General features: G+C 62.9%; 11 protein-coding genes and 1 tRNA gene. 4 read left to right on the top strand and 8 right to left on the bottom strand.

Translation table 11 applies throughout. From position 1 onward, the window contains the following. Positions 1–334 precede the first annotated feature (334 nt). The 3 genes from EV679_RS05650 (at position 335) to cls (ending at position 4,914) form a co-directional block, all read left to right on the top strand. Positions 335–838 carry an ester cyclase gene (locus EV679_RS05650; protein WP_165389955.1) on the top strand — a complete coding sequence of 168 codons (504 nt, stop codon included), beginning with the start codon at positions 335–337 and terminating at the stop codon, positions 836–838. A 19-nt stretch (positions 839–857) separates the two neighbouring features. Further along, on the top strand, positions 858–3,062 hold the full coding sequence (locus tag EV679_RS05645; RefSeq protein WP_207224892.1) for a TonB-dependent siderophore receptor: 2,205 nt from the start codon (positions 858–860) through the stop codon (positions 3,060–3,062). A 388-nt stretch (positions 3,063–3,450) separates the two neighbouring features. After that, complete coding sequence (gene cls, locus EV679_RS05640; RefSeq protein ID WP_068366400.1) at positions 3,451–4,914, top strand: cardiolipin synthase; 1,464 nt, start codon at positions 3,451–3,453, stop codon at positions 4,912–4,914. Positions 4,915–5,001: 87 nt separating this feature from the next. On the opposite strand, the gene EV679_RS05635 is transcribed toward cls, so the two are convergent. Then, complete coding sequence (locus EV679_RS05635; RefSeq protein WP_130486652.1) at positions 5,002–6,693, bottom strand: NAD+ synthase; 1,692 nt, start codon at positions 6,691–6,693, stop codon at positions 5,002–5,004. Between the two features lie 15 nt (positions 6,694–6,708). Next, positions 6,709–6,785: transfer RNA gene (locus EV679_RS05630), tRNA-Arg, on the bottom strand. A 297-nt stretch (positions 6,786–7,082) separates the two neighbouring features. Here EV679_RS05630 and EV679_RS05625 point away from each other — a divergent pair. After that, complete coding sequence (locus EV679_RS05625) at positions 7,083–8,309, top strand: phospholipase A (protein ID WP_242611425.1); 1,227 nt, start codon at positions 7,083–7,085, stop codon at positions 8,307–8,309. Positions 8,310–8,504: 195 nt separating this feature from the next. Here EV679_RS05625 and EV679_RS05620 read toward each other — a convergent pair whose 3' ends face one another. The 6 genes from EV679_RS05620 to EV679_RS05595 all read right to left on the bottom strand — a co-directional run bounded on the left by EV679_RS05620 (position 8,505) and on the right by EV679_RS05595 (position 14,531). Next, a complete protein-coding gene (locus tag EV679_RS05620) occupies positions 8,505–9,299 on the bottom strand; it encodes an ABC transporter ATP-binding protein (RefSeq protein WP_068366411.1) in 795 nt (264 codons plus the stop codon). A 1-nt stretch (position 9,300) separates the two neighbouring features. Next, a complete protein-coding gene (locus EV679_RS05615; protein WP_068366414.1) occupies positions 9,301–10,191 on the bottom strand; it encodes an ABC transporter permease in 891 nt (296 codons plus the stop codon). Positions 10,192–10,307: 116 nt separating this feature from the next. Then, positions 10,308–11,276 carry an ABC transporter substrate binding protein gene (locus tag EV679_RS05610; RefSeq protein ID WP_130486650.1) on the bottom strand — a complete coding sequence of 323 codons (969 nt, stop codon included), beginning with the start codon at positions 11,274–11,276 and terminating at the stop codon, positions 10,308–10,310. Between the two features lie 288 nt (positions 11,277–11,564). Beyond that, complete coding sequence (locus tag EV679_RS05605; protein ID WP_068367660.1) at positions 11,565–12,311, bottom strand: class I SAM-dependent methyltransferase; 747 nt, start codon at positions 12,309–12,311, stop codon at positions 11,565–11,567. A gap of 79 nt (positions 12,312–12,390) precedes the next feature. Then, positions 12,391–13,677, bottom strand: a complete 1,287-nt coding sequence (locus EV679_RS05600) for a quaternary amine ABC transporter ATP-binding protein (protein WP_130486649.1) — start codon at positions 13,675–13,677, stop codon at positions 12,391–12,393. Next, the gene (locus EV679_RS05595; protein WP_127774956.1) at positions 13,674–14,531 is read right to left on the bottom strand and encodes an ABC transporter permease; all 858 of its coding nucleotides are present in this window, start codon (positions 14,529–14,531) and stop codon (positions 13,674–13,676) included. Before EV679_RS05595 ends, EV679_RS05600 begins: the two co-directional genes overlap by 4 nt. Between the last annotated feature and the right edge of the window lie 130 nt (positions 14,532–14,661).

Raw genomic sequence — 14,661 nt, 5'->3', positions numbered from 1 at the left:
CCTATTCATTGCGGCCCGGCATACGGCAACGCACATGCCGGCCTCATTGCGTATGCCGCAATCGTACCGGCATGACGCCTGCGTGGAAAGCTAGGAGTAATCATTGCGCAAGACGCACTTCTGAAATGCAGACGCCGGCATTTACCACCAAATCCATGCGCAGCAGAATCATTTTCATCTGCGTTTGCAGAAATTGCCCCCCGCCCATTTCCGTGCCGCAGCACTTCCGGTCCCGGTAGGACGCCATGCTTCACGGCTAGGCCCTGTACCGATCCCAGGCATGCAGGAATACCGGCGGGCACAGGCACTGTTTCCTGTCCATCTGGAGATCCTGATGCAAAGTTCCCGCGCCGGCCTCGCCCGTGTCATCCGCCCTGCCTTGTGGCTGGCCGCCTTCCTGCCCGTTGCCCCGGCACTGGCGACCTCTTGCGACGCGCCAGCCTGGCCTGTCGTGCAGCAGTACATCGCCGCCTGGAATGAACACGATGTCCTGGCGGCCGGCACCACGCTGGATGCCCAGGTCAGCTACTTCAGCACCAGCGCCGCAACCACACGCCAGGGTAGCCAGGTAGTGCTCGATGTCGTCAAGGGACTGACCGGGCTGATCCCCGACCTGCGCTGGCGAGTGCTGGGCACGCCCGTGCAGGCCTGCGAGCAACTGGCCTTCGAATGGGAATTCAGCGGTACCGCACAGTTTCCTGCCCAGGACGGCAAACCCGCCGCTTCCCGCCCCGTCAGCCTGCGCGGCGCCAGTTTCGTCCGCGTGGAACACGGGCGCATCGTGCAACTGGCCGACTACTACAACGGCCTGACCATGCGCGAGCAACTGGCCCACTAAGACTGCAGCGACAATGATCATGATTGCCCCCCCTCCCCTGTTTTCCAGCCCTTGCGGCAAGCCCCGGCCCACCGCACTGGCGCTGGCCCTGGCGACCTGCCTTTTCAGCGCGGTGGCCGGTGCGCAGGACGCCCGCCCACCCATGCCTCCTGACCCTGCCGGGGCCCGTCCGGCCACGCTGGATGCGATTGTCATCACCGCCACGGAAGACAACAGTGCCACGGAAGGCAGCGGCGCCTATACCGTGCGGCAGACATCGGCCGCCACCCGCCTGCCGCTTTCGCTGCGCGAAACCCCGCAATCCGTCACCGTGATGACACGCCAGCGCCTGGATGACCAGCAACTGGGCTCGGTACAGCAGGCGCTGGAGCAAACCGTGGGTATCTCGTCACAAACGCTAGACAGCGAACGTGTGAGTTTCCACGCCCGTGGTTTCTCCATCGACAGCTTCCAGTTCGATGGCATCCCGACCGAATTTCTCGACGGCGCCAGTTTTCTCGATACCGCGTTCTATGACCGTATCGAAGTCGTCCGTGGTGCCACCGGCCTGCTGACCGGCGCCGGCAATCCGTCCGCTTCGGTCAATCTGGTGCGCAAGCGGCCCGGACGGGACTTCGCCGCCAAACTCTCCGCCAGCGCCGGTTCCTGGGACAATTACCGGGGCATGGCTGACCTGTCCACCCCGCTGGTCGAAGACGGACGCATCCGCATGCGCGTGGTCGGTGCTTACCAGGACCGCCATTCCTTCATAGACCTGTATCAGCAGAAGAAACAGGCCTTCTATGGCATCATCGAAGCCGACCTTAGCGATACGACGCTGCTCAGCCTTGGTTATGACTACCAGAACATCAAGCCCGAGGGCACGACCTGGGGAGGTGTGCCACGCTGGTACAGCGATGGCACGCAGGCCGACTGGCGCCGCTCGAAAACGCTAGCCGCCGACTGGAGCCACTGGGACAACCGCATCAGCACCGCCTTCGCCACACTGGAGCAGGATCTGGGCCATGGCTGGAACGCCCGCTTGTCATTCAACCAGCAACGCAGCCATTCGCATGCCCAGCTGTTTTCCGGCCTGGGCTACCCGGATCGCGATACCGGGCAGGGCTTGTTGCCGGTCGCGCTGGCCAGCGACGGACAGACTCGTCAGAACAGCCTGGATGCCATGATTTCCGGCCCATTCGAACTGCTGGGCCGCCGCCATGAACTGACGCTGGGCATGATGAACTCGCGCCGCAGTGCAGATGACAACAGCACCGGTTTCGTGTTTCCCGCCACGCCCATCGGTAATTTCAACGACTGGAACGGCAACTATCCTCGCCCTGATTTCGGCGCCCAGCCGCACACCCTCACCCATACGACAACCCGCCAGCGCGGCATCTATGGCGTGGCGCGCTTTTCGCTGAGCGAGCGTCTCAAACTGATCGCCGGGGGGCGGCTGAACCGCTACGAAATCAGCCAGACGGCAGCCGGCAAGGCCTTCCACAACAAGGAAACCGGCAAATTCACGCCCTATGCCGGCCTGGTCTTCGACCTGAGCGCCCAGCATTCCATCTATGCCAGCTACACGGAAATTTTCAATCCGCAAACCACACGAGACCGCGACAATCAGGTGCTGTCGCCCACCAAGGGGAAGAATCGTGAAATCGGCCTGAAGAGCGAGTATCTGGGTGGCCGGCTCAACACTGCCATCGCGCTGTTCGATATCCGCATGGATAACGTGGCCCAGATAGACGCAGGCCAAATGCTGCCAGACGGCACACAAGCCTATTACGCTGCCAGCGGCACGAAATCGCGCGGCTTCGACATCGACATCCAGGGTGAGCCGCTACCGGGCTGGAACCTGTACGCAGGAGTCTCGCACTTCACCGCTGCAGATGCCAACGGCAGCCGCCTGAGCACGCAATTGCCGCGCACCACGGCCAGGTTGTTCACCACCTGGCAGCTGCCTGGAGACTGGCGGAAACTGACGTTGGGCGCCGGTCTCAATTGGCAAAGCCGCTTCTACCAGACGGCCACCAGCCCGGCGGGAGCCGCCGTGACCGAGCAGTCTTCCTATGCACTGGCCTCGGTGATGGCGCGTTATGCCATCACGCCCGAGCTGGACGCCACGCTCAACATCAACAATCTATTCGACAAGAAGTACGCCGTCATGAGCGGCTTCTACAACCAGGTGCTGTATGGCGAGCCCCGCAACGCCATGCTGACGCTGAACTACCGCCACTGACAGCATCGCCCTCTGGCTGACGGCCCCGGCGCGCCCTGAAGGCGCCCGGGGCCTTGCTCATGCGGATACGCGGGTACGAGTATGTGGTTAGCGGGTACGCGCAGGCAAGCTGCGCCACCAGGCTGAAAGCAGAATACCGCCCGGGGAATATGACAATCCTTGTCGCCCCGCCCACGCCGCACGGCCCGTCGCACGCCCCCCGGCGCGGCGATACGGGCACTATGGCGGGCTTGATCCAGCCCCTGACGCACGCCGTTGCGAGACGCAGGGCATCCGCCGCCCCGACCTGGCCGGATCGGAAATGCCTAAATCGTTGTCAAATCAGCGACAATAAGCATTGTTTCATATTGCATTCCGACCAACACATCCTCAAAAAGCCTACCGACCCGTGACCAGCACGAATCAGCTCGAACACCTGTTCCAGGAATACTGGCCGCACATCATCTTTGTCGTCTCGCTGATAATCAGCCTTGCGGCAGCCGTGCATATCGCCATGAACAAGCGCGATGCGCGCGCCGCCATCGGCTGGGTCGGCGTGGTCATGCTTTCTCCTATCCTCGGCACGCTGCTCTACATCATTGCCGGAATCAACCGGGTGCGCGAGCAGCGTGTTTCGCAACAGCGCAGCGAAACCCACCTGGACGCGTATCCCGACATGCGCCCCAGCGATGTCGATCTGGTCCATACCTACGGCGTGGCCCTGGCGGGCCAGAAAACCCTGGGCGACCGCGTCAGCGAATTCCCCCTGCTCGACGGCAACCTGGTACAGATACTGCCGGGTGGCGACAGTACCTATCCCGCCATGCTGGAAGCGATACGCAACGCCAAGACCTGCATTGCAATGCAGAGCTATATCTTCGACCATGACCGCGTCGGCGTGGAGCTCGCCCAGGCGCTGGTGGATGCCCATCAGCGTGGCGTACAAGTACGCGTACTGGTCGATGCCGTCGGCGAAAAGTATTCGCGCCCGCCCATCACCCGGATCTTTGCCCAGCACAAAGTCCCGCACGCACGATTCATGAGCACCGGTCTGGGCCTGCGCCTGGCCTATGCCAATATGCGCAGCCATCGCAAGATACTGGTGATCGACGGCTGCCTAGGTTTTACCGGCGGCATGAATATCCGCGAAGCCTTTACCCACCGCTATGGCGGCGACAATATGGCGCGCGATACCCACTTCCGCCTGGAAGGGCCCATCGTGTCGCAACTGATGTACGGCTTTGCACATGACTGGGAATTCACCACCGGCGAATCCCTGTACGACACCCAGTGCGACTGGTTCCCCGTCATTCCCACGCCAGGCTATGTACCGGCACGCTGCGTGCCCTCGGGGCCGGATCAGGCCCTGGGAAGCAACCACAGCATGATCATGGGTGCGCTGGCCGCCGCACAGCATCACGTCATGATCCAGACCCCGTATTTCCTGCCTGATCCCGCCCTGATCGGTGCGCTGGCCACCACGGCGCGCCGTGGCGTTGCCGTGGATATCGTGATTCCCGGCCAGAACAACCTGCGCCTGGTTGATTACGCCATGAAGGCGCAAATCGACCTCGTCATCGCCAACGGCTGCCGCGTCTGGCGCTCGAATGGCGGCTTCGATCACTCCAAGCTGATTACGCTGGACGACGTCTATTCCTACGTGGGCTCGTCGAATATGGACCCACGCAGCCTGCGCCTGAACTTCGAAATGGATGTGGAAATCTACGACCGAAATACGGCCGACTGGATCAAGCAACGCATTCAGTCGCAGATCGAATCTGCCACGCTGGTCACGCTGAAACACCTCAACAGCCAACCTTTTCTCAGCCGGCTGCGCAACAAGATCATCTGGCTGGCCTCGCCGTATCTGTAACACCCGGCCCTGCGATAGGCCCTGTCGTACCCAGCGCAATGCCCGGTGCGCTGCCCGCCATGCAGGCAGCGCACCCACATGGCCCGTTCAGCGCGCCGCTACCGGCATCTGCCAGCCCGCGCCGAAAGCGCGGCCACGCAACTTCAGTATCGGCGGCGCCTGCCGCCGCTTGAACTCGGCGCGCGCCACGAGTTGCTGCACCCGCGCCACTGTTTCCGCGCCCCCCGCTTCCTGCATCAGGCGTTCCACGAAATCGGTCGCGGCAGCCAGTTCCTGCGGACGCAGCGCCTCGCCCTCGATATGCCACTTCAGGATTTCATCCAGCACCGGATACGGTGGCAAGGAATCGCTGTCGCGCTGGCCTTCGGCCAGCTCTGCCGAAGGCTCCTTGGTAATGATGGCTTCGGGAATGATCTCGGCGCCATGGATGCGGTTGAATTCCCGCGACAGCTCGAACACCTCGGTTTTGTACAAATCCCCGATCAGGTTCAAGCCGCCGTTGGTATCGCCATACAGCGTGCAGTAGCCCACCGCCACCTCCGATTTGTTGCCAGTGGTCAGCAGCAAGGGGCCATGGCGGTTGGAAAACGCCATCAGGATGGTTCCGCGCACGCGCGACTGCAGGTTTTCCAGCGACAAGCCTGCGAGCTCGCTCGCAAAAGCGGCCTGGAAACCCGTGCCATAGGCCTCCACCAGCGGCGCGATCGGAAATTCGTGCAGCGCAATGCCCAGATTGCGGCACAGATCGACGGAATCCGACACGCTGCCCGCGGTGGAAACGCGCGAGGGCATGGTTACCGCCTGCACGTTTTCCGCACCCAGCGCATCCCGGGCCAGAGCCAGGGTCAAGGCGCTGTCTATGCCGCCCGAGCAACCGACGACCACGCTGCGCACGCCTATCTTGCGCAGGTAGCCACGCAGTCCAAGCAAAATCTGCTGATAATAGAAACGACTGTCGTTGAGTTCAGGCAGGGCCACGGGTGAGTCCAGAACGCCGGCCTTTCTGGAAAAGCCCCGGCCTGGTTCAAACGCCAGGCTTTCCTGCGCCGGCTCGAACCAGGGCAGGCGCGCCACCACGCCGACGGCGGGGTCGGCCACGAATGATGCGCCATCGAACACCAGGCTGTCGTTGCCGCCGACCTGATTCACGAATACCAGCGGCAACTGCAGGCGGCGACTCAAGGCAGTGAACAGGGCGTCGCGCTGTGCCTGTTTGCCCACGCACGAAGGGCTGGCATTGATGCTGACCACCAACTGCGCCCCGGCATCCCGCAAATCCTGCGCCGGGTCCTGCTCGTACAGGCTGGTAGCGTCGTGCCAGGCATCCTCGCACACGAGGAACCCCACCTTCACACCGGCCAGTTCCAGCACCGCCGGCTGACGCGGGCCGGGTTCGAAATGACGCTGCTCGTTGAACACGTCATAGTCAGGCAGCAATTGCTTGTGGTATCGCAGAACTTCCCGGCCCGCCTGCAGCACCACCAGACTATTGAACCAGGGCTTGCCCGGCCCCTGATTGGGCGTGGCCATGCCGAACGCCAGCGCGGCCGGGGTCTGCCGTGACACGGCCGCCAGCTGCTCCAGCGCACGCGCCTGGCCTGCGCGGAAAGCCGGCAAGTCCAGTTTGTCGGCGGGATAGTAGCCGGACAGTGAAAGCTCGGAAAAAACGATGAGATCGGCTGGTCCGGCCGCTGCGACGGCTTGCGCCATGAGTTGGGCATTGCCGTCGAAATCGCCGACCGTATAGTCGAGCTGGACCAGGGAAAGACGTAACGTCATCAGGACCACCTGTGATGGCGCCCCCGGCGTGACTCGAACACGCAACCCCTCGCTTAGAAGGCGAGTGCTCTATCCGGTTGAGCTACGGGGACGGTATAAGGGCCGTATTCTAACGCGAGCGGCGCAGCCTTGCGAATCCTGGCGCGCCGCTGCCCCCGAGGCGGCGCCGGGCAGCACGCTTTACTCACATTTTTAGTACAGCGGCTATCGACAGGCTCAGGCAAATCGGATTCAATCCTCATATCGCATCGCCTCGTTTCCGCCCGATCATGGCCCCGCCCCTACCCGTTTTCCGCCGCAACCTCCCAAGCCGCCCAAGCAGCCCACGTCGCCGCGCCCCATGGCCGCACCTGCACCTGCGTTGGTTCGCCTGTCTGCTCGGGCTGGGCATGTCCGCCGTGGCCCATGCCGGGTTGACCTTCTCGCTGGACAGGCCGCAGGCCGTCAGCGGCGAACCCATCGCCGTCCAGGGCCTGTTCTTCAACGACCAGAAGAACAAGACCTCCTGGGTCGCCCCCGAGCTGATCGTGCTGCAATGGCGTTCGCCCCAGGGCGAAATCATCCGCACAACAGCCAGGCTGGACGGACGTCCCGGCACCATCAGCCTGCCGGTAGGGGGCTACACCCGCGTTTTCTGGAAAACCGAGGTACCGGCGTCACTGGTCGGCCTGCAAGCCATTTCCGTGGAAGGCTACCCGGCACTGCTGGCGCTGGATACCGACCCCATCGAGGACAGCCGGGTCGCTGCCACGCCTGCCAATGTTCCCTTGCAGGAAGTGCCTGTGGTGCAGACCGGCAACCTGCTGGCGGCCTCCCCCAGCGGTATTTCGGTTGATCATGGCCCAGCGCCCTTGGAAAGTGCTGCCGTCCATGCCCAGGCGCAGCCGGTTCCCAGCGCGTCCGAGCGTTTCCTCAGCGCGTTTTCCGCCTATGAGCCGCTTTACTTCGCCTTCGGCAACCGTGGCGGTTTTCACTCCCGCTTCCAGCTCAGCTTCCGCTACCGCCTGTTCAACCCGCGCAGCGAACCCAATCTGCTGCTGGACAATCTGTTCCTGGGGTACACCCAGACAGCGATGTGGGACCTGTCCGGTGAATCCAAGCCTTTCATCGACACCACCTACAACCCCAGCCTGTTCTGGCGGGCCGAACGGCTGGTGCAATCCGATGATGCGCGCTGGGGCCTGGGTTTTGCCACCGGCGCAGAGCACGCTTCCAACGGCCGCGATGGCCCGGAATCGCGCTCGCTCAATGATTTCTATATCCAGCCTATTGCGCACCTGCGCTTCGGCAGCAATCTGCTGACCTTCCAGCCGAGGTTCAAGCAGTACTTCGGCGTCGAAGAGGAAAACCATGACTTCCGCCGCTATGCCGGACGGGTCGACTGGCGCCTGCGCTGGGCGCAGGACAACGGCATCATCATGCATCTGCTGTACCGCCAGGGCAGCCACAGCCGCCGCGCCACCCAGGTCGATGCCTCCTGGCCCCTCAAGCGCATCTGGCCCGACATGAACGGCTATCTGTTCGTGCAGTATTTCAACGGCTATGGCGAAACCCTGCTGGGCTACAACGAACGCCAGTCGTCGCAGTTCCGCGTGGGCATTTCCATCGTGCCGTAATTCTGCCGGACAACCCGGCTTGCGGGGCTGCGCCCATGGCGTCCTCGGCAACACCCCGGAGACAGGCCCGAGCAGGCCAACATCGCTACCGCCCAACAAAAACGCCAGGCCGGGATTTTCCCAGCCTGGCGTTTTCCTATCCGCACTGCCCGGTCCCGGCCCATACGGCATGGCCGGGAACTGCATGCGGCAGGCCTATCCCAGCAACAAAGCGTCGTCGTCCACCGATTCGCCACGCACCCGCTCGAACATGGACAGCAAGTCCCGCACGTCCATGCCACGGCGCTCTTCGCCTGATACGTCCAATACCACCTTGCCCTGGTGCAGCATCACCGTGCGGTCGCCGACATCCAGCGCCTGGCGCATGCTGTGCGTCACCATCATCGTGGTCAGCCCGTAATCGGCAACGATGCGTACCGTCAGTTGCAGCACGAAGTCTGCCGTGCGCGGGTCCAGCGCTGCCGTATGCTCGTCGAGTAGCAGGATGCGCGACGGCTGGAGCGCCGCCATCAACAGGCTGACAGCCTGGCGCTGGCCGCCAGACAACAGGCCGATGCGATCGGTCAGGCGGTTTTCCAGGCCCAGGCCCAGGGTAGCCAGGCGTTCGCGGTAGAGCTCACGCCCTGCAGTATCAACCGCGCGGGCAAAGCCCCGGCCACGTCCGCGGCGATGGGCCAGCGCCATGTTTTCCTCGATGGTGAGGTCTTCGCAGGTTCCGGCCAGCGGGTCCTGGAACACCCGCGCCACCTGGGTTGCACGCGTCCAGACGGGCATGCGTGTGACGTCCTGGTCGCCGATATGGATGCTGCCTTCGTCTACCGACAGTTCACCCGATACCGTATTCAGGAAGGTCGACTTACCCGCCCCGTTGGAACCGATCACCGTCACGAACTGGCCTGCCGGAATGTCCAGGCTCAGCCCCTGCAAGGCCTTGGTTTCTATCGGCGTGCCCGGATTGAAGGTCAGCCGCAAGTCTTTTACCGTCAACATATCAGCGTGCTCCCTTGCCGGAACGCCGTTTCTTCAGGCGCGGCAATACCAGTGCAATCGTAACCAGGACAGCAGTCACCAGGTTCAGGTCCTGGGCCTGCAGGCCGATGAAGTCGCTATTGAGCGCCAGGGCGATGAAGAGCCGGTAGACCAGCGCCCCCAGAATCACCGCCAGCGTCGCCAGCACCAGCTTGCGCGAAGGCAGCAGGCTTTCGCCCACGATGACCGCCGCCAGACCGATCACGATGACGCCCACGCCCATGGAGATGTCCGCGCCGCCCTGGGTTTGCGCAAACAGCGCCCCCGCCAGACCCACCAGCGCGTTCGACAATGCCATGCCGCCGATGATCATCGCACCGGTACGGATGCCCTGGGCCCGCGCCATGCGGGGATTGGAACCCGTGGCACGCATCGCCATGCCGGAATGCGTGCTGAAGTAGGCATCCAGCGCGAACTTCGCTATCAGCACCACCAGCAACAACAGCAACGGCCGCATGAAGGAATCCGCCAGGACGTCCGTTTGCAGAATGGAAAAGACCGTTGGTTCCAGGATCAGCGGCACATTGGGCCGCCCCATGATGCGCAGATTGACCGAGTAAAGCGCGATCATCATGAGGATACTGGCCAGCAGATCCATGATTTTCAGGCGCACGTTCAGCCAGCCGGTCATCATGCCAGCCAGGGCGCCGGCACCCGCCGCCGCCAGGGTGGAGACGAAGGGATCATGGCCTGCGCTGATCAGGGTGGCGGCAACGGCACCGCCCAGCGGGAAGCTGCCATCGACCGTCAGGTCGGGAAAGCGCAGCACACGGAAGGAAATAAAGACACCCAGCGCCACCAGACCGAAAATCAGGCCCAGCTCCAGGGCACCCATCAAGGAGAAGAGAGACATGATGCGTCGCGAGAGAATGTGCCGGTACTACTGATCCGCAGCGCCGCGCATAAGCGCGGCGCTGGCGCATTCATTTCTCCGGCGAACCGGCCGCAGCCGGTGCTAGACAGCAGTGATTACGGCACTACCTGGTCGGCCTTCTTGATGAAGGCTTCCGACAGGGGCGCGCCCTGCTTCACGGCAGCGGCCGGATTCACGTACAGCAACAGGTCCTGCGGCACGGCCGATGCAATGGTGCCGGGGGCTTCGCCATTGAGAATGCGCACCACGACTTCGCCGGTCTGTTCGCCCAGCTTGCGGTAATTCACACCCAATGCTGCGATGGCACCGCGCGCGACGCTGTCGGTATCCGAAGCAACCAGCGGGATCTTGGCATCGTTGGCCACCTTGACCAAGGCTTCGAAGGCGGACACGACATTGTTGTCGGTGTTGGTGTAGAACACATCGACCTTGCCGATCAGGCTGCGGCCGGCTGCGCCGACATCAACCGTACGTGGCGCCGCGGCTTCGACCAGCGTCATGCCGCGCTGGCCCAGCAATTCGCGCAGTTCCTGCACGACCACCACCGAATTGGCTTCGCCGGGGTTGTAGACGATGCCCACGCGCTTGGCATCGGGCACGATTTCGGTGATCAGGTCGATCTGGCGCGACAGGTCCAGCTTGTCGGACACGCCCGTCACGTTATTGCCGGAGGCATCAAAGCTGGGCACAAGCTGTGCAGCGACCGGATCGGTAATGGCGGCATAAACGATGGGGACATTCTTGGTCGCGGCGACGGCAGCCTGCGCCGCTGGCGTCGCGACCGCAACGATGGCGTCGGGCTTGTCACCCACGAACTTGCGCACGATCTGGGCGGCCGTGGCCGTATTGCCCTGCGCACTCTGATATTGCCACTTGAGCGCCTTGCCATCCTCATAACCGGCCTTGGCCAGCGCATCCTTGACGCCATCACGCACCGCGTCCAGCGCAGGGTGCTCGACAATGGTGACCAAAGCAACGGATTTCTGCTGTGCGAACGACGGTGCGGCAGCTGCCAGGCCAGCGGCGGCGACCATGGCCAGGACTGTACGTTTGATATGCAACATAACGAGATTCCCCCGGAAAAGCCCTGTGAAAGTGGGGAAATAGTAACCCGCACAGACCTATATCGGTGAATTATGGAATACGCAGGTTGCGCAAATCGCCAGACCAATATATAGCGAAATTGCAGGCATCATGCTTGGATGGATAACTTGACGCAGGAATACACCCAATAAAAGGATAACGCTGCACTTCCTCACCACCAAAATGCCATTGCATGACGCGCCCCGCCAGCGCTGCGAGGGCGCCGCCAGGACGCCCATGCACGCCGGAAACCCCCGGCCCGCGCCAGATCAGACCCGCAGGATGCCGTCCTGCGCTTCGCTCAGCAAACTCCGGGCCCAGCGCCGCGCCGGCAGGCCGTAGCTCGACTCTACCGTCTCGGCACGCGCCAGCAGGCGCTGCGCATCCACCTCCAGGGGAGGACCGCTGAAGGCGATGGCAATGCGGTTGCCCGCGTCGATTTCAGGCAGGAGCAGCAGCCGACCGTCAAAGGCCTCCCGCAGGTTGGCAATATTGGGCGCGAAGCTCTCGTGCGCCCCGAACAGATTCACCGTCAGCACGCCGGTATCCCCAAGCACGCGGCGGCAATTGCCATAGAACTCGACGGAATCCCGTACCGGACCCTGGGCATCGGCATCGTAAAGATCGACCATCAGGACCGGGCAGCTGCCCGCGTTCAGCGGGTCGGCCACCCAGTGCTCGGCATCGTCGATCTCTATATTGAGACGCGCTGCATCCGGCAAGCGAAAATACAGACGGCACATCATGGGCAGCATGCGGTTCCATTCCACCACCGTCAGGCGGCTGCGGGTCTGCTTCAGGCAAAACCGCGTCAAAGACCCTGCCCCCAGGCCCAGCTGCCCGATGGCGCCGTCACGCGGCGGCTCCAGAAACAGCAGCCAAGCCATCATCTGCCGGGTATATTCGAGCACCAGCTCGGCAGGCCGGTCCACCGCCATCGCTCCCTGTATCCATTCCGTACCGAAATGCAGGTAGCGGATGCCATCCTCTTCGGACAAGGTGGGGTCGTCATACATGCGGCGATCTGCGCCTTTGCGTGCGCGGCTGGCGCCGCGCCCGTTTACTGCTGCCACGAATACTTCTCCTGTTTCAGGCTCAGGCCGTCGCACCACGATCGCCAGCGTCCGGCGGCGTACCACCCTCGGCAGGTGGCACCGCTTCGTCCGATGCCCGGTCCTGCACTTGCGCGGCAGCCTCCTGGGCGTCGGCCACGATCGGGGCCACCAGTTCCGCTACCTTCTTGCGCGACAGCATGCCTATGAATTCATCATCCTCGCCCGTAACAGCAACGGGGTCATTGCTGTCGAGCATGCGGCTCAAGACTTCGTCGAGCCCCGCCGTCGCCGGCACCGAGGTCATATCGCCAGTGTAGGCTGAAATGTCACGCGCATGCGCGGCAATGGCCTCATCCAGGCGCTCGCGCAGAATGATACCCGCGAGACGCTTGCCATCGAGCACTGGCGCATATTCATAGTCCAGCATCTTCATGCGCTGCAGGGCATGCGCCGGCTGCGAACGCATGGTGAGCGTCAGGCGGGGCGGGTTGACCACATGACTGGCATTGAGAACCTTGGTGCGGTTGACGTCCTGCAGGAAGGCCTGGACGTAATCCGTCGCGGGGTTGAGCAGGATATCCTCCGGCGTTCCCTCCTGGACCAGTTCGCCATCCTTCAGGATGGCAATCCGGTTGCCCAGGCGCAGCGCCTCGTCCAGGTCGTGGGTAATGAACACGATGGTCTTGTTGAGCTTCAACTGCAACTGCAACAGCTGGTCCTGCATCTCCCGGCGGATCAGCGGGTCCAGCGCGGAAAATGCCTCGTCCATCAGCAGGATTTCTGCATCTGTCGCCAGCGCGCGCGCCAACCCGACACGCTGCTGCATCCCGCCGGACAACTGGTCCGGGTATTGTTCCTCGAACCCGGCCAGGCCCACCTGCTCCAGCCAGTAGCGCGCCTTTTCTTCGCGCTGCGCCCGCCCCACGCCCTGCACTGACAGCCCATAGGCGGCATTCTCCAGCACCGTGCGGTGCGGGAACAGGCCGAAGCGCTGGAAAACCATGCTCATGGTCTTCTGCCGGAACTGTTCCAGCTCGCGCTTGCCCAGGCTCATGACATCGACGTCATCGACCAGAATCTGGCCCGCCGTCGGTTCGATCAGGCGGTTGAAATGGCGGATCAGGGTGGATTTGCCCGACCCCGACAGGCCCATGATCACGTAGATACTGCCCTCTTCGATGGACAGGCTGATATCCCTCAGGCCCAGCGTATGGCGGCTGCGCTTGAGCAGTTCTTCCTTGCTGATGCCGGATTGCGCCTCGGCCAGCCATTTCTTGGGGTGCGAGCCGAAAATCTTGTAGATACCCTTGACTTCGATCTTGCTCATCGCGCACCTCCTTGCCGCACTCGCTGTCCATACGATTGCGTAATGCGGTCGAACAGCACGGCCAGCACCACGATACCCAGGCCGGCCAACAGGCCGCGCCCCACTTCCAGGCGGTTGATGCCCAGCAGGACTTCATAGCCCAGGCCACGGGCGCCGATCATGGAAGCGATCACCACCATCGACAAGGCCATCATCGTGGTCTGGTTGATACCGGCCATGATGTTGGGCAGCGCCAGCGGCAGCTGCACGCCGAACAATTGCTGGCGCGAATTGGCGCCAAACGCCCGCGACGCTTCCAGGACCTCCTGGTCTACCAGGCGGATGCCCAGGTCGGTCAGGCGGATCAGCGGGGGCACCGCATAGATCACCGTCGCGATAATGGCAGGAATCTTGCCCAGGCCGAACAGCATGACCACCGGGATCAGGTAGACGAAACTGGGCATGGTCTGCATGACGTCCAGCACCGGCATCATGACGCTGCGCAGCCAATTGACGCGTGCCATGATGATGCCCAGCGGAATGCCTATGATGACGGAGGTCACGACCGCCATGATCATGAGCGACAAGGTCTGCATGCCGGCATCCCACAGCCCGAGCAGGCCGATCACGCACAACAGCGCCCCCATGGAAATGCTGAGAACCAGCCGGCGGCTGACCAGCCATGCAATGACGATGACCGCCAACACGACCACCCACCAGGGCGTGCCGCGAAGAACTTGCTCAAGCCAGACCAGTACATGCAGGAAAGGCTTGGACAAAGTCTCCAGCGTATCCGCATAGCGGGAAACGAGAGTTTCGACAAAACCGTCGATAGCGCGCCGCAAATCGCGCGCGGGAATCAATTCAGGGAACATGATGTGCACCATTAAGCATGCCGGGAACGCGTACGCCCCCGGCATGTCGTGATGAGAGGAAATGGCCGGCGCAGGCGTACCCGCCGCAGCGCCGGACAGCCAGGCTGCCCGGCGGCGACAGTTGCGCGCC

The sequence above is a fragment of the Kerstersia gyiorum genome, assembly GCF_004216755.1.
GTDB lineage: Bacteria > Pseudomonadota > Gammaproteobacteria > Burkholderiales > Burkholderiaceae_B > Kerstersia > Kerstersia gyiorum.
This window is presented reverse-complemented; position numbering and strand designations above follow the sequence as displayed.

Excerpts from the sequence above, each read along its gene's own strand:
- EV679_RS05650 (WP_165389955.1), top strand. The coding sequence starts at position 335 with ATGCAAAGTTCCCGCGCCGGCCTCGCCCGTGTCATCCGCCCTGCCTTG.
- EV679_RS05645 (WP_207224892.1), top strand. The coding sequence starts at position 858 with ATGATTGCCCCCCCTCCCCTGTTTTCCAGCCCTTGCGGCAAGCCCCGG.
- EV679_RS05635 (WP_130486652.1), bottom strand. The coding sequence starts at position 6,693 with ATGACGTTACGTCTTTCCCTGGTCCAGCTCGACTATACGGTCGGCGAT.
- EV679_RS05625 (WP_242611425.1), top strand. The coding sequence starts at position 7,083 with ATGTCCGCCGTGGCCCATGCCGGGTTGACCTTCTCGCTGGACAGGCCG.
- EV679_RS05620 (WP_068366411.1), bottom strand. The coding sequence starts at position 9,299 with ATGTTGACGGTAAAAGACTTGCGGCTGACCTTCAATCCGGGCACGCCG.
- EV679_RS05615 (WP_068366414.1), bottom strand. The coding sequence starts at position 10,191 with ATGTCTCTCTTCTCCTTGATGGGTGCCCTGGAGCTGGGCCTGATTTTC.
- EV679_RS05610 (WP_130486650.1), bottom strand. The coding sequence starts at position 11,276 with ATGTTGCATATCAAACGTACAGTCCTGGCCATGGTCGCCGCCGCTGGC.
- EV679_RS05605 (WP_068367660.1), bottom strand. The coding sequence starts at position 12,311 with ATGTATGACGACCCCACCTTGTCCGAAGAGGATGGCATCCGCTACCTG.
- EV679_RS05600 (WP_130486649.1), bottom strand. The coding sequence starts at position 13,677 with ATGAGCAAGATCGAAGTCAAGGGTATCTACAAGATTTTCGGCTCGCAC.
- EV679_RS05595 (WP_127774956.1), bottom strand. The coding sequence starts at position 14,531 with ATGTTCCCTGAATTGATTCCCGCGCGCGATTTGCGGCGCGCTATCGAC.